This is a genomic window from Cyanobium sp. A1C-AMD, assembly GCF_024346495.1.
In the GTDB taxonomy this organism is placed as follows: domain Bacteria; phylum Cyanobacteriota; class Cyanobacteriia; order PCC-6307; family Cyanobiaceae; genus Cyanobium_A; species Cyanobium_A usitatum.
In genome coordinates this window covers 16044-33712 of record NZ_JAGQDB010000015.1, presented here as the reverse complement: position 1 = coordinate 33712, position 17669 = coordinate 16044, and the positions used below count along the sequence as shown (strand labels likewise).

Genomic DNA, 17669 nt, shown 5'->3' with positions numbered 1-17669 from the left:
AAACTCTATCAATACACCAAGCAAATCCTAAAAAACATGGGTCCTGGCGCCACCAGCAGTCCTGCTGTCAATCCAGCTGCCGCTACTGCGCCTGCGCCCCAGCGCCGTGCCCCAGCGGCGGCTCCCTCTTCCACCCCGGCTCCAGCCGCGCCGGCAGGTGCCCAGCCCCCAACCTGGAATACCTCCCCGCTGGTGCCTGATCTCCCTGACGACGACGACATCCCTTTTTGATGCGGGATTGATCCCGTTCAGAGCTAGGCGTCGGCGCTGGAATCGGAGTCGCTCAACTGATCGAGCAGCTGGCCCAGCTCCCGCTCCAGGGCGGCTAGATCGAGGCGCCATTGGGCCCAACGACCCGCATCAATTTGGCGCAATAACCAAAGCCGGTCGCTCTTGAGGTTGCTGATCAGTTCGGCGGTGCCGGTTTCGCTGGGCCGGCTGGTGGTCGCATCCGCCATGGGCATAAAGGAAGATGGCTGTATGCAAGCACTTCTCTCACCAGGCAGCCTCGTGACCATCGCGGGGGCTGTGCTCACGGTGATCGGCACGATCGCCTACGCCACCGATATCCCCAATCTCAGCCTGCCCACGATCTTCTACGGCATTCCGATCCTGTTGGGTGGGTTGGCCTTGAAATCCTCTGAGCTGCCTCCACCTAAGCGACTAACGCCGGCCTCCCGTTTCAAGCAATTGCGGGACCTGCCGGAGAGCGAGCCCCTGCGCAAGCTGCTGGCCGATGTAGATCGCTGGCGCTACGGCCAGAAAGCCCATCTGGAGAGCTCCCTGGAGGTGCTCAAGCTCTGGGACGAGGACGCTCCGCCCCAGCTGCTGAGTATTGAGGAGCTCGACTGCGATGGCCGCTATGGCTTGCGCCTGCGCTTTCGCTGCGAAGGGGTGCCCCTAGATCGCTGGCAGGCCCGCGCTGATCGGCTGGGCCGCTTCTTTGGCCCCGGTTTGAGTGCCGACATCAAGCCAGAGCGCCGCGATGAATTCAGCCTCGCTCTGGTGCCCGAGCCCAGCGCTAGCTAAGACCGCTTAATCCATCTGCCCCATCGACAAGCGAAACCTTGATCAGCAGCCAGGACACCCTGAGGGTGTCGGTCCTAAGTGAGGCCCTTCCATACATCCAACGCTTTGCGGGCCGCAGGGTGGTGGTCAAGTACGGCGGCGCGGCAATGGTGCAGGCGGAGCTTCGCGACGCTGTCTACCGCGATGTGGTGCTGCTGGCCTCGGTGGGGGTGCAGCCGGTGGTGGTCCATGGCGGCGGCCCGGAGATCAATGACTGGCTAAATCGCCTCCAAATCGAGCCCGAATTCCGTGATGGTTTGCGGGTCACCACTCCGGAAACCATGGACGTGGTGGAGATGGTGCTGGTGGGCCGAGTCAACAAAAACATCGTTAACGGCCTAAACCAGGTGGGTGGCCGGGCCGTGGGACTTTGCGGCAGTGATGGCTCCTTGGTGCGGGCCCGCACCTACGCCGACGGGGTTAATGGGCTGGTGGGAGAGGTGGCGGCAGTAGATCCGGCAGTGCTTTTCCCCCTGCTTGATGCCGGCTACATCCCTGTGATCTCGAGCGTGGCCGCCGATGCTGAGGGCCAGGCCCACAACATCAATGCCGATACCGTGGCCGGTGAACTGGCCGCGGCTTTACAGGCCGAGAAACTGATCCTGCTCACCGATACGGCAGGGATTTTGAAGGATCGCCACGATCCTGACTCCCTAATTCGTCAGCTGACCCTGGCGGACGCACGCCAATTAATCCATGACGGTGTGGTGGCAGGCGGCATGACCCCGAAGACCGAATGCTGCATCCGGGCCCTGGCCCAGGGAGTGGCGGCGGCCCACATCGTCGATGGCCGGGTGCCCCACGCCCTGTTGCTGGAGGTATTCACCGATTCGGGGATTGGCACCATGGTGGTGGGCAGCCAGCGCGTCGGCCATGGCTGAAGACCTGCTGGCTGCAGCCCGTGCAGCCCTCGAGCGGGGCGATTACGGCCAGGTTGTACGCCTGTTGGATCCCCTCAGCAGTGAGCATCCTGCTGCTACCGCCACCGGAGCTGAGATTCAGCTGCTGCTCGCCACCGCCTGGATGGGGCGGGGCGACAACGGCCGGGCGATCCTGTGTTGCCGGCTGATCAAGCGCTGCCGTGATGCCAGCCTGCGGGCTCAGGCCATAGACCTACTCACCGTGCTGGAGGCACCGGCCCTCGAGCGCCCCCGCGATTGGTCGATCACCCTGCCCGATCTGGGCACAGCCGAGGCCATGGGCGGCCAGATGCAGCAGCTTGCCCGCGGCCGCCGCTCCAACAAACCGCCACCGCCGCCACCGCCACCGGTGGGGCCAACCAGGGCTCCAGTGGGCTTCGCTGTGCTGGCAGTTTTGCTGTTGCTGCTGACGCTGCTGCTAGGCGGCTGCACCGAGGTGCGCAGCGAGTTGACCTTCAAGGGGCCGGGCCGGCTGCAGATCGCCCATGGCCTATCGAGCCCCGGCACCCAACCCGAGCCCTGGGCCCGTCAGTTTGGCCGCACCCTGCTGACCCAGGGATTTCACCCGGCCAAGCAGCCCAAGCCATCTGCTGGCGCTGACGGCTTTCACCAGCGACTGGAGAGCCCGGTGCTGCCAGCGCCCGAGGCCCTTGCTCTGCTGGCGGCAAACCTCAGCGCGGCAGCGGATCTGGCCGGTGTGGCCCTGCAGCCGCCCCACTTCCAGCTGCGGGAGCGCAATTGGCTGCTGGGGGTGCGCCAAAGCCTTGAACTGACAGTGGACCTGCGTGGGCTCACCTCTCTGCCGGGTTTCAGCGCCACCATCGACCTGGCCCCTGTGACCCCTGCGGCTGTCCGCCTGGCCAGTCCCGAGCCCGCTGCGGCGATTTCTGGACGAGCTGCCCTGCACTGGCCCCTGCGATTTGGCGCCAGCAACACCCTGCAGCTCAGCTGCTGGCGCTGGAGTGGTCTTGGCATTGGCGGCGCCCTGATTGCCCTTGCCCTAATGCTGGTGCTGGCCCTGGAGCGCCTGCGGCGTCTGCTGGGCTTCGGCCTGCCGGAACTACCGGCTTGAGAGCGGTGCTCAAAGGCTGAGGGGGTCGGGGTCGATCGCCAGACCCACCCCCGCAGGCAGCCCCTCCCGCAGCAGGCTTTCAGTCGGCAAGGGCAGGGGCTGGGCGGCGGGACCATGCAGCAAAAGCTGCCAGCGACTCTTGCCCGCTACCCGGGCTACCGGGGCCGGGGCGGGACCAATCAACAGCCAGCCGGCTGCCGCCACTTGGCTGCGGATTCTCTCCGCCAAGGCGGCGGCGGCGGTTGCCGTGCCGCTGGCGCTTGGTCCGCTCAGACGCAGGAGGCAGGCCCGGCTGAAGGGCACCAGGCCACCCTGGCGGCGCAACTGGCTCTCCTCGGCCAAAAACAGCTCATAGCGCCCATCCACCAGGTGGCGAATCACCGGGTGGTCAGGGCTGTAGGTCTGCACCAGCACCTCGCCTGGTTTTTCGCCGCGGCCCGCCCGGCCCGCTAATTGCAACAGCAACTGCAGGCACTGCTCGGAGGAGCGCAGATCTGGGCGATGCAAAAGCCCGTCTGCCGCCAATACCGCCGCCAGGGTGACCCGGGGTAGGTCCATGCCTTTGGCCAGCATCTGGGTGCCTACCAATACGTCGGCTTCCCCTTGGGCAAAGCGATCGAGCAGGCGGCGGTGGCCGTCGCGGCCCCGGGTGGTGTCGCGATCAAAGCGCAGCAGGCGCAACCCTTCAAGCTCGGTTGCCAGCTGCTCCATCACCCGCTGGGTGCCCGCGCCAAAGGGCTTGAAGGCCGTGGAGCCACAGTGGCCACAGCGATTGCCCATCTCGGCGCGGTGGTCGCACCAGTGGCAGCGCAGCCATTCCTGGCCCCCTTTGGAGCGGTGCACGGTTAGGGATACATCGCAGTGGGGGCAGAGCACCGCTTCGCCGCAGCTGCGACAGCTCAGGAATGCTCGATAGCCCCGTCGGGGGACCAGCACCACTGCCTGTTCGCCCTTCTCCTGCAGCTGCTCTAAGCGCCCCATCAGGGCCCGGCTGATCAAGCGACGGTGGCCGTCCGCGAGCTCGTGGCGCATGTCGATCACCCGTACGGCAGGCAGGGGTCGCGAACCAATCCGCTCCGGCAGTCGTAGGAGGCGGCTGGCTGGTTGGGGGGATTGGCAGCTCAGCCAACTCTCGAGGGAGGGGGTGGCACTGCCGAGCACCAGCCGCGCCCCGCTGTGCCGGGCCCGTAGGCGGGCTACGTCGCGGGCGTGGTAGCAGGGCATCGGGCTGTCCTGCTTGTAGGAGCTGTCGTGTTCCTCATCGAGCACGATCAGGCCCAGCCTGGGCATGGGCAGAAAGATCGCTGAGCGGGTACCCACCACCACCACCGCTTCTGGTTCTAGGCAGCGACGCCAGGCCGCCACCCGGGCTCCATCGGAAAGGCCGCTGTGGAACTCGACCACCCGGCAGCCGAAGCGTTCCCGTGCCCGGTCGAGCAACTGGGGAATTAGGCCAATCTCCGGGGTGAGTAAGAGGGTGGCCTGCGCCAGCTCCAGAGCTTGAGCAGCCGCCCGCAGATACACCTCAGTTTTGCCGGCGCCTGTAACACCCCAGAGCAAAAATTCCGCGCCCGCTGGAGCACCGGAAAGGGCCTGGACTGCAGCGGCCTGGGCCTCCGTCAGGGCAGGCCAGTGAGCCGGTGCCAGGCCAGCTCCACTGCCCTCGGGGGGAGCCTGAAGGCGCTGCACCAGGCCCCGAGCCTCCAGGCCCTTGAGGACGGCGCGACTGAAGCCAGCCTCACCACAAAGATCCCGCAGGGGCACTGGCCCGCTATGGCGCCCAAGGTGCTCAAGCAGTTGCTGCTGCCGCTCGGTGAGGGGCTGGCTGAGGAGTGCTTTATCGGAGCGCTCCACCAGCCAGATTGCACGGCTTGGCCTGCTTGGCCCCTGGTTGCGCTGGCCAAGCCAGCCCGGTGGCAGGGCACTTTTCAGAGTTTTGAAGAGGCTCGTGTGGCACTCCGCCGCCACGCTTGTCATTAAGTTTTGCCAATCGGGATCTACGGCAGCCCGCTGCCAAACCTCCAGGATCGGCTGTATTCGCTTGCTGCTGAGACTGGCGGGTAATTGATCAAGCCAGCCCACCACCAAGCCGGTGTGCGGGCGGCCCTGCAGCCTCACCCGCACCAAATCCCCAATCCCGGCTGGGGTTTCTGGCGAGTTGGCGTAGGTGAATACCTGGCCTTCGCGCCCGGCTTCGAGCCAGATCTGCAGCCAGGGGGTCGACAAGCTTGCAAAGGTCACAACCCATTCTTAGGATGTGGATGTTGGGCAGTTCAAGGACTGCCGTCGGAACTAAGCAGATTTCCGTCCAGCGGGAAGACCTGAAGTGAGACCCCGGGAGCCAGCCTCCCACCATTCGGCCTCCCGGTCTGCGACCACCCCTGTCAGCCCTGTCCAGGCCTCGGCCAACCTGTCCAGGCCTCGGCCAACCCTTCCAGGCCTCGGCCACCGACCCCTTGCTTTTTGCCGGGTCGCTCGACTTTTCCCTGCCAACTACCACCGTTCAGAGGTTTCGTTCCCGTTTTCGTGGTCTTGCACCAGCTCCTACGGCTAATCCCGGCGTAGCTGAAACAATTTTCTGCCGATTGCAGACAGAAGATCTCTAGACCCGATTTCAGGCGATGCGTTTCCGCCCATTTGTTTTGTTGTTTCGTTTTCGTTACCTATGAGCCCTGCTGCTGCCCAGCCGAAAGCAACTCCTGAAATCTTGATGGTGGCCACGGCGGCCGGTGAAGAGGTGCAAGTAAAGCCCAAGAAGGCTGCACCTAAGCCAAAGGCTGCGCCAAAAGCAAAAGCCGCTGCCAAAGCTCCGGCTGCTGCCAAGACCCCGGCTGCTTCTAAAGGAACTGCTGCTACCAAGGCAAAGGCTGCTCCAAAAGCAAAGCCGGCCGCAAGCAAATCCTCAGCTCCTAAAGCCGCGGCGGCCAAGGCCAAGATTGAGGCTCCCGTCGATACCGCTGAGCTAGACGATGCCGATGATCTAGGCCCATCCGGCAGCTCTGCCGAGAAGGACGAGAAGGCTGCCAAGGCCCTCGCCAGCATCAAGGTGGGGCCTAAAGGTGTCTACACCGAAGACTCCATTCGGGTTTACCTCCAGGAGATCGGCCGTATCCGCCTGCTCCGGCCCGATGAGGAGATCGAGCTAGCTCGCAAGATCGCCGATCTGCTCCAGCTCGAGGAGATCGCTGCTCAGTTTGAGGCCGATCACGGCCGCCAGCCCGACAACAAGGAATGGGCGGCATTGGTGGAGATGCCCTCCATCAAGTTCCGCCGGCGCCTGATGCTTGGCCGCCGAGCCAAGGAAAAGATGGTGCAGTCAAACCTGCGCCTGGTGGTTTCGATCGCCAAGAAATATATGAACCGGGGCCTGAGCTTCCAGGACCTGATTCAGGAGGGTTCCCTCGGCCTGATCCGGGCTGCCGAAAAATTCGACCACGAAAAGGGATATAAATTTTCCACCTACGCCACCTGGTGGATTCGTCAGGCGATCACCCGGGCTATCGCTGATCAGTCACGCACTATCCGCCTTCCGGTGCACCTATACGAAACCATTTCCCGGATCAAGAAGACCACTAAGACCCTCTCCCAGGAATTCGGCCGCAAGCCCACCGAAGAGGAAATTGCCGAATCGATGGAAATGACCATCGAGAAGCTGCGTTTCATCGCCAAAAGCGCCCAGCTGCCCATCTCCCTGGAGACGCCGATCGGCAAAGAGGAGGATTCCCGCCTCGGTGACTTCATCGAGGCCGATATTGAAAACCCTGAGCAGGATGTGGCCAAGAATCTGCTGCGAGAGGACCTCGAGGGCGTGCTGGCCACCCTCAGCCCCAGGGAGCGTGACGTGCTGCGTCTGCGCTACGGCCTAGATGACGGCCGCATGAAGACCCTTGAAGAGATCGGCCAGATCTTTGATGTCACCAGGGAGCGCATTCGTCAAATTGAAGCCAAGGCCCTGCGCAAGCTGCGCCACCCCAACCGAAACGGCGTGCTCAAGGAGTACATCAAGTGAGTCAGGGCCTGGCATCCCTGCGGGGGCTGCGCACTGCTCCGTCGCTCGACCCCGCAGCGCTCTCGGAACTGCGGGCAGAGCTTGAGCCGCTGCTGGCTCGCTGCGACTGGTTCACGGCGGGAGTGATGGCAGCCTCTGCAGCGGCTGCGGTGACCTGTCTGCGTCAGGTTGAGACGGCTCTGGGCTGGTCGCAATTGGAGCTAGATCCCGCCGGTGTTGCCCTCGATTCGATCGAGGGTCCGGTCTTCCTCAAGGCCAACCAAAACAGCGGTCGCTTTCATGTGCGCGCTGAAACCGGTCTAGGAGAGGGTCTATTGATCAGCGGTCACTGTTCAGCAGATACGGCTGCGGAAGACACCTGGGGTCCATTGCCCCTTGATTTCTTCGGCCCTTAATCTGAGTGGCTGTTATCTGCCCCTGATGGCCAACCCCCTGCGCATAGCCTCCCGCCGCAGCCAGCTGGCCATGGTGCAAACCAATTGGGTGCGCGATGAACTGATCCAGGCCCATAACGGTCTGGAGATCACGATTGAAGCGATGGCCACCCAGGGGGACAAGATTCTCGATGTGGCCCTCGCCAAGATCGGCGACAAAGGCCTTTTTACCAAGGAGTTAGAGGCTCAGATGCTTGTTGGACAGGCTGATATCGCCGTCCATAGCCTCAAGGATCTGCCAACCAACCTGCCCGAGGGGCTGATGCTTGGCTGCATCACTGAGCGGGAAGATCCCGCGGATGCCTTGGTGGTGCATGAACAACACCGCGATAAGAGCCTGGCAACCCTGCCCGCAGGCGCCGTGGTGGGCACCAGTTCCCTGCGCCGTCTAGCCCAGCTGCGCCACCACTTCCCGCACCTCAGCTTTAAGGATGTGCGCGGCAACGTAATCACCCGTCTGGAGAAACTTGATGCTGGTGAGTACGACTGCCTGATCCTGGCGGCCGCTGGCTTGGGACGGCTTGGTTTGGGGGATCGCATCCACGAACTGATCGACCCCTCCATTTCTCTCCACGCCGTTGGCCAGGGTGCCTTGGGTATTGAGTGTCGAGAGGGGGATGCCGCCGTGCTCGAGCAGATCAAGGTGTTGGAGCACCAGCCCACCGCCCGTCGCTGCCTGGCTGAGCGAGCCTTTTTGCGTGAGCTGGAGGGGGGCTGTCAGGTGCCCATCGGTGTTAACAGCCGCTTCGACGGAGATACGCTTGTATTAACGGGAATGGTTGCAAGCATCGACGGCCTGCGCCTGATTCGCGATGAGGCTTGCGGTCCCCAGGCCGACCCTGAGGCCATTGGGATCGCCCTTGCCCATGCTTTGAAGGCCCAGGGCGCAGGCGAGATACTGGAGGAGATTTTTGCAACTGTCCGGCCCGAAGCCTGAACCAGCGCCAGCGGCGGCCAGCCCCGTTGAAGCCGAGGCCCGCGCCCTTCCCTATCAATGGAATCTGCTGGCCTGGGCTGCCCTGATTGGGGTGCTCACGGGACTGGCAGTGGTGGCCTTCCACGAATTGCTGGGCTTCATCAATAACGGGCTTTTTGGACCTTTTGTGGAGGGGCTCCTAACGGTTGGTCGTAGCCAGCCGCCGGAGTTAGCAATCGAATTGCCGCTAGCGGCTGCTCCTGATACGGGCACACCTCTGCGGGCCCTGCTCCAGGTGGGTCTCGGCGGGCTTGGCTTCCTGCCACCGCCCCCGGCCGTTCCCGAGCCGCTGCCCCTGCCGGTTTCCTCCCTGCCCGATTGGATAAGTCTTTGGCCGGTGGTTGTGGTGCCCACCCTGGGGGGCTGGGCCGTTGGTCTTTTGCGCCGCTATGGCGGTGATCTGGGCCCTGGCCTACCCAGCCTGATGGCGATGGCCGATGGCGCCGTTAGCGCTCGGCCCCGCTTGCCCTTTCAGCGCCTGCTGGGTGCATCCATCAGCCTGGGCAGTGGTGCCTCCCTCGGCCCGGAGGGGCCCAGCGTTGAAAGTGGCGGCAATATCGGTCTGTGGGTGGCCCTGCGCGGCGGGCTCTCGCCCCAGAGCCAGAAAGCCCTGGTGGCTGCGGGAGTGGCCGCAGGCCTGGCGGCGGGGTTCAAGGCACCCATCGCCGGGGTGTTTTTTGCTTTTGAAGGAAGCTTCAGTGCCGTTCAGGGCCGGCCCAGCTTGCGGGCGGTGCTGGTGGCGGCGGTGGCTTCCTCGCTGGTCACCCAATTGCTGCTCGGCGACACACCGATTTTGCGCTTGCCTGCTTACGAGGTGCGCTCACCACTGGAGTTGCCCCTTTATCTGGGCTTAGGCCTGGTGGCCAGCTTGATGTCCTGGGCCTTGGTGAGCCTGCTGGCTGCAGGCCGCAGCGAGCGGCTTCAGGCCTGGCTGGGCCAGCTGCCGCCAGGCCTGCCCACCGCTCTAGGGGGTGCCTCTGTGGGTGTGATGGCTCTGGGTTTTCCCCAGGTGCTGGGTGTCGGCTACGACACGATTGAGGCCCTGCTTGGCAGCGAGGGTGGCGTGCCCCTGCTCACCTTGCTGGTATTGCTGGGGGTCAAGCTTTTAGCAACTGGTATCAGCAATGCCACCGGCTTTGTTGGCGGTGGTTTTGCCCCATCCCTCTTCCTGGGAGCGGTGCTCGGCAACTGCTACGGCCAGCTGCTTGGTGATAGTGGCCTGCACCTGCCGGTGGCTGAGCCACCCGCTTACGCCATGGTGGGCATGGCCGCCGTGCTAGCCGGTAGTGCCCGGGCTCCTCTGACGGCCCTGTTGCTGCTGTTTGAGCTCACCCGCGATATTCGAATTGTGCTGCCGCTGATGGCCGCCGCAGGTCTCAGTGCTGCCTTGGTGGAGCGCTGGCAGGGCCTGGCTGATCCGGGCTTACTTGGGCCTGACCCCCAAGAGGAGCATCGCCGCCGCCAGTTGGCCGCCCTGCGGGTGTCTGAGGCGTTCGAGCCGGAGGCCCCCCTGGTGCTGGCAGCTGAGTTACCAGCCCAAAAGGCCTTGCTTCAGCTGGTGGAGGCCCACGGCCACTGTCTGGTGGTGGCTGATGGGGCTTGGGTGGTGGGGCTGGTCACCCTGGCTGATCTGCAGCGGGCCCTGAGTGCCGAGCGGGAGTTCAATCACGACGGCTCTTTACCGGTGCCCACCTTGCTCTCCTGTCGCCGCAGTGACTTGGTATGGCTGCCGATGTCTGCCCAGCTTGCTCAGCTGGAAGACCAGCTCAGGCCAAATGGCTTGCGCCAATTGCCGGTTTTTGATGTGCCGGCTGCGGCGGCGGCAGCCCTGCCCCATGGACTTCCCAATCCCGGTTTGCCGGTTGCTTCTCTACGTGGCTTGGCAAGCCGCGATGGCATGGCCCGGGCCCTAGCGCGCCAGCTCACACCCGCTGGGGATTGGGCTCAAGATTGAGTCTGCAGCTGGCTACAGAGCGCCTGGGCTGCTGGATCAACCGCACTTAACCTGGCAAGTATCCGCTCCAAATCAAGGGGTGAAAGCTCGCCGTCACTGGCCCACTTCAAGGTGGTGCTCACTTGGGGTTCGCAGGAAGGATTGGAGTGGGGAACCGCAGACATAGACGCAGTCGAAAGGCCTCATGCCTTGTTTTGGCCTTATAAGGTACGCCGATAACCCCAACTTGCGGCCGCAGCTGGGGTTATCTCCAGAATATTTTCGACAATCGGCTGGCTTCAGCGCTGCACGATTACTGGCGTACCGACTTCCACCTGATCAAATAAGGAGCGCACATGCTCGTGGAGCATGCGCACGCAGCCATTGGTAACGGCTGCGCGTGATGTCACCGTCCATGACCAAGCATTTGGCGTGCCATGGATGCCGTACTGGTTGAGTCCGCTTTTCTGGAATCCAAGCCAGCGATCGCCTAAGGGGCCATTTGGGCCGACGGTGGCGTTGATCTTGCCACTTTTGGTGCTCTGGTATTTGGGATTAACAACCTTGTTTTGCACCGAGAAGCGCCCTACTGGTGTGGGGGTGCTGGGATCGCCAATCGCCACTGGCCAACTGCCCAGCACCTTGCCGCCTTCACGCAGGCTGATCGTGCGCTTGTCAAGCCGAAGCACAATTTCCCGGCTGTTGCTCTGGGCCTGGACAGGGGTCCAAGCCGGAGCCATCGCCAGGGCTGCTGCGGCAATCCAGAGCGGTTTGAGGTAGTCAGCCATGGTGATAAGGGCGCTTAGTTAACCAGTTTGGCGTCGATGATATGGAGATAGCGCCGTTCGCACTCCTTAATGATGCTCACAGCTTCTGCTGGCTCCAAGAAGCCATTGACCTTGCAGGTGCCGGGTTTTTTGAGGTCTTTGTAGTGCTCCCAGTAGTACTGGGTTTCCGTGACCCACTGCTCACCAAGCTGGGTGAAGCTGGTGATGTGGTCCATGCGCTTGTCATCGGCCAATACGGCGATCACCTTGTCGTCGACCTCGCCGCCGTCGTCAAAGGTCATGATGCCGATGATCCGAGCTTCCACCAGCGATCCCGGCACTAGGGGCTCGGTGACACCGACAATTTCAATATCTAGGGGATCGCCGTCCTCGTCCCAGGTGCGGGGGATACAGCCGTAGGCGAAGGGGTAGGCCAGCGACGAGTAGCCGACGCGATCCAGCTTGAGGTGGCCTGTTTCCGTGATCAGTTCGTACTTGTTGATCGTCATGGAGTTGAGCTCCACGATCGCGTTCAAGCGCAGCTCTGCTTCATCAGCGAAGGCCGGCAGCACGTGCAGCAGGTTGAGCATCGTGCGGCTCGGGGCGTGGTCGATGTTCGCCATGAAGCGGAATTTGAGTGGCTAAGCGGCATCCTAAGTATCTGCCTGCAGGCGCTCCAGCTTGTTGCGCAGATAGCGAAGGAAGGCTGCTGCGCTAAGGCTCTGGCCACTCACCTGTTCCACCAGCTCTTCCGCATTGACGCTGCGGCCCAGGGGATAAACCCTGCTGGCCAGCCAGTCCCGCAGGCTGCTCTCCTTACCAGCAGCAATCGCGGCCTCGATGGCACCTGGGCCGCCAAGCTCCTGCTCCATGGTTTCCGCGAGTTGGGCGCTGATCAGATGGCCCAGGGCATAGCTGGGGAAATAGCCAAACAGGCCTTCTGCCCAGTGGATATCTTGCAGACATCCCTCCGAATCGCTTGAAGGGGTACGGCCCAGCAGCTCGCCCATGCGGCGGTTCCATAAACCTGGAAGCTCCGCCACCGGCAGCTCCTGCTCGAGCAGGGCCAGCTCCAGCTCAAAGCGCAGCACGATGTGTAAGCAGTAGCTGAGCTCGTCGGCTTCCACCCGAATCAGGCCGGGCCGCAGGGGATTGAGCCCTCGCCAGAAGCCGTGGGCTCCACCCCAGGGATCACTGCCACCACCGCTCCCTAAGCCAGTGCAGAAGCGCGGATGCCAGCGTTCGGCGAAGGCGCGGCTGCGGCCCACGCGGCATTCCCAGAACAGCGACTGCGACTCGTGCACCCCCATCGAGGTGGCCTCACCCAGGGGCCAGGGGAAGTAGTGGTTGCCCGTGCGGGGCAGGCCCTGTTCATATAGGGAGTGGCCCCATTCATGGGCGGTGGCAAGGAAGGCCGAGAGGGGCTGATCCGGCACCACCCTGGTGGTGATGCGGAAGTCCTGGGGGCCCACGGTGCAGGAGAAGGGATGGGCCGAGCGGGAGCGTTGGCAGTAGGCCGGGTTGTAGCCCCAGCTGTTGAGTAGCTCGCTGCAGAGATTTTCCTGCAGGGCTTCGGGTAGCTCTGGCAGGGGGGATACGTGGGTTGCTGCCGCCTGCTGGAGCAGGACGGGCAGCTCGTCCTGCAGTGGGGCAAACAGCTGCTGCAGCCGTTCTTTGCTGACGTCGGGCTCAAACGGCTGGGCCAGGATTTCCCAGGGGCTGCGGTGTTGGGCTTCGGCGGCGGCAAGTTGGGTCGCTTGTTCGCGGCGTAGGCCGATCAGGCTTTCCAGGGCCGGAGCAAAGATGCTGAAGTCGCTGCGGCGCCTTGCCTCCTGCCAGATGGCATTGCCGCGCGACTGAGCTTGGGCGATCTGGGCTACTAGCTGGGGATCTAGGCAGCGCTGGCGATTTAGCTCAAGCCGCAGTAGCTGCAGGTTGCGGCGCACCGCCGCCGGGGTGCTGGCTTGCAGCTCGGCTTCCGCCGCCTCGACCAGATCGGCGTAAGCAGGGCTGCTCTGGCGTTCGTGTAGCTGACTGGCCAACAGGGCCAGTTGGTCGCCACGCCATTCGGCACCGGCCGCCGGCATCACCGTGTTCTGGTCGTAATAGAGGGCACTGCTGATTGAGCCCAGCAGCTGGCTCTGGCGTAGGTGCTCCTGCAGCTGATCTAGGGGCGATTTTGGCTGCGCCATGGGGAACTTTTGCTAGGGCCATTCTTCCGACTTAAGGCCCGGCGCGCTCAGGCTGATTGCAGTTGGGCTAACTGGTTCTCGAGACGTCGCTTGAGTCGGGTCTGGACCAAGGAGCAGAGCTCGTCTACCAAGGCGCCTTCGGCACTCCAGATGGTGCGCACCCCATCGCGCTCGCAGCGCACTAGGCCAGCCCGCTGCAGTTGGCCGAGCTGGCGGCTGATGTGGGATTGGGAGAAGCCAGTGGCTTCGATCAGTGCTGCCACATCCATGGGCCCTGCCCTGAGCTGACAAATCAACTGGAGGCGCGCCGGCTCGCTCAGCAAACGGAAAAACTGGCAGTACTCCTCCAGCAACTGGGGAGACGGCATGGAGCTGGAATGAGCCATCTATTAATTATGTCGCAGCTATGTCGCAAGCCGCATTCCCCCGACCAACCCCGAACGCGACGCCTTTATGCGGCTATGGTCATAGCAAGCTGCAATGCCGCGATGGTTGTCGCCCCGTTTACGCCGATCTCCCTGCGGGCAGCGGCTGGAGGGGGATCCCTGCTCTTCCGCCAGCTTTTTGATGCCCAGACCGGCACCTTCACCTACTTAATAGGCGATGTGTCCAGTCGCCAGGCGGTGATCATCGATTCGGTGTTTGAGCGCCACGGCCGGGATCTCGCCCTACTCCGTGAGCTGGGGCTCGAGCTGGTGGCCTCTCTGGATACCCATGTCCATGCCGACCATGTCACCGGCAGCTGGCTGCTGCACGAGGCCACTGGCTGTGCAATTGGCCTGGCTGCAGCCGCTAAGGCGGAAAACGTGACCATGCCCCTGCAGCACGGGGATCGGCTGTCCTTTGGTGTTCGCTGGCTCGAGGTGCGCAGCACCCCAGGTCATACCAATGGCTGCCTCAGTTTTGTGCTCGACGATCAGTCGATGGCATTCAGTGGTGACGCCTTGCTGGTGCGGGGCTGCGGTCGCTGTGACTTTCAGCAGGGCAACCCCCATACCCTCTGGGCCTCGATTACCCAGCAACTCTTCAGCCTGCCCGACTCCTGCTTGCTCTATCCAGGGCACGACTACGAGGGCCGCACGGTCAGCTCGGTCGTTGAAGAAAAAGCCTTCAACGCCCGCCTGGGCGGTATGGCCACCGAAAGGGATTTCGTTGGTCACATGGAGTCCATGCAGTTGCCCCACCCCCACAGGATCGCCGAAGCCCTGCCTGGCAACATGCGCTCTGGCAAGCCCGTGGATCAGGGCGTCACCAGCCCTGCTGCAAACCCATGTTGGGCGCCATTGCAACGCAGCTATGCAGGCCTGCCTGAACTTTCCCCCGCCTGGGTGGCGTCCCACCTTGATGGCCTCACCTTGCTGGATGTGCGTTCGGCTGAGGAATATGGCGGCCCCGACGGTCGGGTGGCGGACAGCCTGCTGATTCCCCTGCCGGAACTGGAAGGTCGCATCTCCGAACTTCCCGTCAATCAACCGGTGGTGGTGGTCTGCCACTCCGGTAGCCGCTCGGCCCTGGCTACCCAGCAGTTGCTTAAGGCCGGCCTCAGCCAGGTGGCAAACCTCCACGGCGGCCTGGCCCGCTGGGCGGATGAGGGCTACCCGCTGCAAGGCGTCGCTTCCACCTGATCAACCTCCTTATCAGTCATGAAACCAGACCTCGATACCCGTCTCAGTGCCTAGGCCCTAACCCAGTTGGTGCGGCGCGGACACACCAGCCCCCTTGCCGATCTAGATGGCGGCATCCCCACCTGGCAGCAGGCTGGACTGCCCCTGCGCAGGCTCAACAACGCCCCCCTGCCGCTGATGCGCCAGGTTCAGATCGCCGCTGGCTCTTTGGTGCTGCTCGGCCTGGGCCTCGGCAGCTGGGTGGCGCCGGCTTGGATTCTGCTCAGCTGGTTTGTGGGAGCCGGCCTGGTGTTTGCTGGCATCAGTGGTTTTTGTGGCATGGCCCGCCTGCTGGCCCTGATGCCCTGGAACCGGGTTTCGATTTGATGGCAGCAGGCGCTTGCCCATAACACCTGGATGGATGCATGCGCTCCACTACAAATCATGCCCAGCGGTTGATCACTCTCTGGATTGCCTGGTTGCTGGCCATGCTGTTCCACGTGGATTTGGGCTTGATGCCCTTATTCCACGGGCAGTCACCCGAGATCAACAGCCAAGTGCCCCTGGGAGCCTTGCCGCTGCTGTTTGGCGCCAGATGCACGCCTTGATCAGATCGCACTGATGGCGGTGATGACCCTGCTTGGGTTGTTTATCAATATTGAAAGCTGGCACTGGTGGCGCCAACATCACTAAAGCAATGCCTGCTTGAATAACTGGCCGCTTTGGCTTTTTTGCAACCTTTTAGTCTTTGTATTTTGCATTGGCTGGCGAGGCCGATAAGCCCTGAAGACAATTATTTATTCCTAGAACTCAAGCCTTAACGAAACCAACTTTCGACCGGCTGGCCGCACTGACCTGACGGGGGAGGTGGCCGCCGCACGGCCTGGCAGCCTGGAATGCTACGACGCTTCTGGGACACCGGGAAGCTTTTGCAAAATTAGACTTAACTCTTAATCACTAATTCACCAATCCAACCTTTTGACCAGTGCATTATCTCACAGTCCTGTGGTGAAGCATTGACGTTTAGGTGTTGATATCCGACTGCACATCCTCCACCAGTGTTGGCATATATTTGTCATATCGGTTCAGGTCCCTTCACAATCATGCCAAGAATTACCGTTGAGCTCTCCGTGGAGGAGCATCGAGCTTTAAAACTTTTAACAATTCTCGAGGGCAAGAAACTTGGTGCCGTCTTAAAAGAGGCCATTAATTCCTACCTTCTACAAAAGGGTGCTCACGATCTCGAGGTCAAAGGCAAGCAGTGATTTCAGTTGGGCGTATCGGGTGTTGCCGCCACCAAAAGATCAAGTACCTCGCGATCTCCGAGCTGATTAAACGCTGCACGCCACATGCCCACGGATTGGAGTTGCTCCACCAGCATCAGGATTTCGAGTTGATCGACTAGCTGGCGCAGTTGCTTGGCCGTTTCGCCATACCGCAACCTTTCCTGCCGAATTAGCGCCGATCGCGAGCTCGGGTTGCAGAGGATCGGCCACCTTTCGCACCGACCAGGTGGCCACGGGAAGCCGCAATTGCCTGCCAATAGCGACGGCTACCGGAGAGCACTCCAAATCTTTTTTAGTGCATCAGTTGATCAGAACCGCCCTAAGCGCGTTGCTGGGCCAGGTTGCCGCACTGGCTGCTCGACTAGGCGCGGCTGCGTCTTTTCGGCTATTACAGGAAGACTTTGACGCTTAGCCATGCGCCGCATTGCTGCATTTCCCTGTCTTTTGGCCCTTTGTACCACTGCTTCCCTGCTTGCACCCTGCGCAGCCCAGGCTGGCCAAACAGACGCCAAGGCCGCGCCCACCAGTGGCACCGTTGAATACAAGTCGAACGTCTCTGAAGTGGACTCCTGCAATCAGGCCCAATACCGCATGCCAGCCAATGCAACCGCTACGGCCATGCGGCTCTCAACTGCCATCAAAGGTGAATACGCCACCTTCACCTGCCGGGTGAAGTGGAGCCTCTCGCCCGCTGCTCGGCCCACCTATCGCCCGATTTTGTTCTCCCCTTCAGCCTGACCCCCATGCCCCGTACGAATCAGCCATCTCCGCGCACCGTCAAGTTGCAGATCCTTGGCGCAGTGTTTGTGCCAATGGGATTGCTAGGCCTATGGCTTTATTCCAAAGGCTTCTGGTGAACGCTTAAAAGCGCTTCCTCGGACTCGCGATTGCGGCGATGGCTTCCAGAGGTGATGTACCGCATGGATCACCACGCCCCAGATCAGCAGGTCGGGATCGTCGCCTTGCAAGGCAATGGCGGGGCTAGTGGCATCGCTGGCTACCAGGCGCCAATGGGGAGGTGTTCCCTCCAGTCGCCGCAGCAGAAAGCGCCCCTCGTGCACGGCGACCACGATGGAGCCAGAACGGGGACCCACACTGCGGTCGACCACTAATAGATCGCCGTGATGAATGCCCTCTCCGCGCATGGCATCGCCGTCTACCCGCATCAAAAAGGTGGAGCTCGGTCGCGGAATCAGGGCTCCGTTTAGATCGATTGTTGCCTCGATGTAGTCATCGGCAGGGCTGGGAAAGCCTGCGGCCACGGTTTCGCCGGCCAGGGGCAAAAGCAGGGGCTCGAGGTCGTGATGCGCTGGCTGCAAGGGACCAAGCCAGATCAGATCGCTCGCCATGGCAATCCCCGAAGGCCGTCACACTAGCGCAAAATAGTACGCCTGTACCCTTTTGCGCT

The 17669-nt window shown here is 62.5% G+C and carries 18 protein-coding genes and 2 pseudogenes; 12 read left to right on the top strand and 8 right to left on the bottom strand.

The features are described from left to right. A pseudogene (locus KBY74_RS04430) lies at window positions 1-231 on the top strand (hypothetical protein); the annotation flags it as partial. 23 nt (window positions 232-254) lie between these two features. On the opposite strand, the gene KBY74_RS04425 reads toward KBY74_RS04430, so the two are convergent. Then, a complete protein-coding gene (locus tag KBY74_RS04425; protein ID WP_254941673.1) occupies window positions 255-458 on the bottom strand; it encodes a hypothetical protein in 204 nt (67 codons plus the stop codon). A gap of 22 nt (window positions 459-480) precedes the next feature. Here KBY74_RS04425 and KBY74_RS04420 point away from each other — a divergent pair, with 22 nt between their 5' ends. From KBY74_RS04420 to KBY74_RS04410, 3 genes are read left to right on the top strand one after another with little or no spacing between them, the layout of a single operon-like run. Further along, window positions 481-1029, top strand: coding sequence for a DUF2854 domain-containing protein (locus KBY74_RS04420; protein WP_254941672.1), 549 nt, complete (start codon window positions 481-483; stop codon window positions 1027-1029). A gap of 41 nt (window positions 1030-1070) precedes the next feature. Further along, window positions 1071-1949 (top strand): acetylglutamate kinase, encoded by an 879-nt coding sequence (argB, locus tag KBY74_RS04415; protein WP_254941674.1) that lies wholly within the window; start codon window positions 1071-1073, stop codon window positions 1947-1949. Beyond that, window positions 1942-3060: a DUF3153 domain-containing protein gene (locus KBY74_RS04410; protein WP_254941671.1), complete on the top strand. Its 1119-nt coding sequence runs from the start codon at window positions 1942-1944 to the stop codon at window positions 3058-3060. The genes argB and KBY74_RS04410 overlap by 8 nt, the downstream gene beginning before the upstream one ends. A gap of 9 nt (window positions 3061-3069) precedes the next feature. Here KBY74_RS04410 and priA read toward each other — a convergent pair whose 3' ends face one another. Then, window positions 3070-5286, bottom strand: coding sequence for a primosomal protein N' (priA, locus tag KBY74_RS04405; RefSeq protein WP_254941670.1), 2217 nt, complete (start codon window positions 5284-5286; stop codon window positions 3070-3072). A gap of 439 nt (window positions 5287-5725) precedes the next feature. On the opposite strand from priA, the gene rpoD reads away from it, so the two are divergent. The 4 genes from rpoD to KBY74_RS04385 are packed head-to-tail and all read left to right on the top strand — an operon-like array spanning window position 5726 to window position 10433. Then, window positions 5726-7069 (top strand): RNA polymerase sigma factor RpoD, encoded by a 1344-nt coding sequence (gene rpoD / locus KBY74_RS04400; protein WP_254941669.1) that lies wholly within the window; start codon window positions 5726-5728, stop codon window positions 7067-7069. After that, a complete protein-coding gene (locus KBY74_RS04395) occupies window positions 7066-7464 on the top strand; it encodes a DUF1824 family protein (protein WP_254941668.1) in 399 nt (132 codons plus the stop codon). Before rpoD ends, KBY74_RS04395 begins: the two co-directional genes overlap by 4 nt. Window positions 7465-7489: 25 nt before the next feature. Then, window positions 7490-8440 carry a hydroxymethylbilane synthase gene (gene hemC, locus KBY74_RS04390; protein ID WP_254941667.1) on the top strand — a complete coding sequence of 317 codons (951 nt, stop codon included), beginning with the start codon at window positions 7490-7492 and terminating at the stop codon, window positions 8438-8440. Further along, window positions 8415-10433, top strand: a complete 2019-nt coding sequence (locus KBY74_RS04385; protein ID WP_254941666.1) for a chloride channel protein — start codon at window positions 8415-8417, stop codon at window positions 10431-10433. The genes hemC and KBY74_RS04385 overlap by 26 nt, the downstream gene beginning before the upstream one ends. A gap of 278 nt (window positions 10434-10711) precedes the next feature. Here the strand turns inward: KBY74_RS04385 and KBY74_RS04380 are convergent, their stop codons facing one another. The 4 genes from KBY74_RS04380 to KBY74_RS04365 are packed head-to-tail and all read right to left on the bottom strand — an operon-like array spanning window position 10712 to window position 13739. Continuing rightward, a complete protein-coding gene (locus KBY74_RS04380) occupies window positions 10712-11200 on the bottom strand; it encodes a L,D-transpeptidase (RefSeq protein ID WP_254941665.1) in 489 nt (162 codons plus the stop codon). A 14-nt stretch (window positions 11201-11214) separates the two neighbouring features. Beyond that, window positions 11215-11802, bottom strand: a complete 588-nt coding sequence (locus KBY74_RS04375; RefSeq protein ID WP_254941664.1) for an inorganic diphosphatase — start codon at window positions 11800-11802, stop codon at window positions 11215-11217. A 30-nt stretch (window positions 11803-11832) separates the two neighbouring features. Beyond that, the gene (locus KBY74_RS04370; protein WP_254941663.1) at window positions 11833-13371 is read right to left on the bottom strand and encodes a carboxypeptidase M32; all 1539 of its coding nucleotides are present in this window, start codon (window positions 13369-13371) and stop codon (window positions 11833-11835) included. A gap of 47 nt (window positions 13372-13418) precedes the next feature. Continuing rightward, window positions 13419-13739 carry a helix-turn-helix transcriptional regulator gene (locus KBY74_RS04365; protein WP_106502421.1) on the bottom strand — a complete coding sequence of 107 codons (321 nt, stop codon included), beginning with the start codon at window positions 13737-13739 and terminating at the stop codon, window positions 13419-13421. A 120-nt stretch (window positions 13740-13859) separates the two neighbouring features. Here KBY74_RS04365 and KBY74_RS04360 point away from each other — a divergent pair, with 120 nt between their 5' ends. From KBY74_RS04360 to KBY74_RS04350, 3 genes and pseudogenes are all read left to right on the top strand, one after another. Continuing rightward, on the top strand, window positions 13860-14996 hold the full coding sequence (locus tag KBY74_RS04360; protein WP_254941662.1) for a rhodanese-like domain-containing protein: 1137 nt from the start codon (window positions 13860-13862) through the stop codon (window positions 14994-14996). A 57-nt stretch (window positions 14997-15053) separates the two neighbouring features. Next, window positions 15054-15362 (top strand): annotated as a pseudogene (locus KBY74_RS04355) (YgaP-like transmembrane domain); the annotation flags it as partial. 38 nt (window positions 15363-15400) lie between these two features. Beyond that, on the top strand, window positions 15401-15583 hold the full coding sequence (locus tag KBY74_RS04350) for a hypothetical protein (RefSeq protein ID WP_254941661.1): 183 nt from the start codon (window positions 15401-15403) through the stop codon (window positions 15581-15583). Window positions 15584-16242: 659 nt separating this feature from the next. On the opposite strand, the gene KBY74_RS04345 is transcribed toward KBY74_RS04350, so the two are convergent. Further along, the gene (locus tag KBY74_RS04345) at window positions 16243-16416 is read right to left on the bottom strand and encodes a hypothetical protein (RefSeq protein WP_254929530.1); all 174 of its coding nucleotides are present in this window, start codon (window positions 16414-16416) and stop codon (window positions 16243-16245) included. A 259-nt stretch (window positions 16417-16675) separates the two neighbouring features. On the opposite strand from KBY74_RS04345, the gene KBY74_RS04340 reads away from it, so the two are divergent. Further along, entirely contained in the window at window positions 16676-16999 is a 324-nt protein-coding gene (locus KBY74_RS04340) for a hypothetical protein (RefSeq protein ID WP_254941660.1), read from the top strand. An 89-nt stretch (window positions 17000-17088) separates the two neighbouring features. Here KBY74_RS04340 and KBY74_RS04335 read toward each other — a convergent pair whose 3' ends face one another. Continuing rightward, entirely contained in the window at window positions 17089-17610 is a 522-nt protein-coding gene (locus tag KBY74_RS04335; RefSeq protein ID WP_254941659.1) for a LexA family transcriptional regulator, read from the bottom strand. Window positions 17611-17669: the final 59 nt, after the last annotated feature.

Coding starts and splice junctions, on each gene's coding strand:
- KBY74_RS04375 (WP_254941664.1), bottom strand. CDS start 11,802: ATGGCGAACATCGACCACGCCCCGAGCCGCACGATGCTCAACCTGCTG.
- KBY74_RS04335 (WP_254941659.1), bottom strand. CDS start 17,610: ATGGCGAGCGATCTGATCTGGCTTGGTCCCTTGCAGCCAGCGCATCAC.
- rpoD (WP_254941669.1), top strand. CDS start 5,726: ATGAGCCCTGCTGCTGCCCAGCCGAAAGCAACTCCTGAAATCTTGATG.
- KBY74_RS04365 (WP_106502421.1), bottom strand. CDS start 13,739: ATGCCGTCTCCCCAGTTGCTGGAGGAGTACTGCCAGTTTTTCCGTTTG.
- KBY74_RS04425 (WP_254941673.1), bottom strand. CDS start 458: ATGGCGGATGCGACCACCAGCCGGCCCAGCGAAACCGGCACCGCCGAA.
- KBY74_RS04350 (WP_254941661.1), top strand. CDS start 15,401: ATGCGCTCCACTACAAATCATGCCCAGCGGTTGATCACTCTCTGGATT.
- hemC (WP_254941667.1), top strand. CDS start 7,490: ATGGCCAACCCCCTGCGCATAGCCTCCCGCCGCAGCCAGCTGGCCATG.
- KBY74_RS04360 (WP_254941662.1), top strand. CDS start 13,860: ATGGTTGTCGCCCCGTTTACGCCGATCTCCCTGCGGGCAGCGGCTGGA.
- KBY74_RS04420 (WP_254941672.1), top strand. CDS start 481: ATGCAAGCACTTCTCTCACCAGGCAGCCTCGTGACCATCGCGGGGGCT.
- KBY74_RS04340 (WP_254941660.1), top strand. CDS start 16,676: ATGCGCCGCATTGCTGCATTTCCCTGTCTTTTGGCCCTTTGTACCACT.
- KBY74_RS04410 (WP_254941671.1), top strand. CDS start 1,942: ATGGCTGAAGACCTGCTGGCTGCAGCCCGTGCAGCCCTCGAGCGGGGC.
- KBY74_RS04380 (WP_254941665.1), bottom strand. CDS start 11,200: ATGGCTGACTACCTCAAACCGCTCTGGATTGCCGCAGCAGCCCTGGCG.
- KBY74_RS04370 (WP_254941663.1), bottom strand. CDS start 13,371: ATGGCGCAGCCAAAATCGCCCCTAGATCAGCTGCAGGAGCACCTACGC.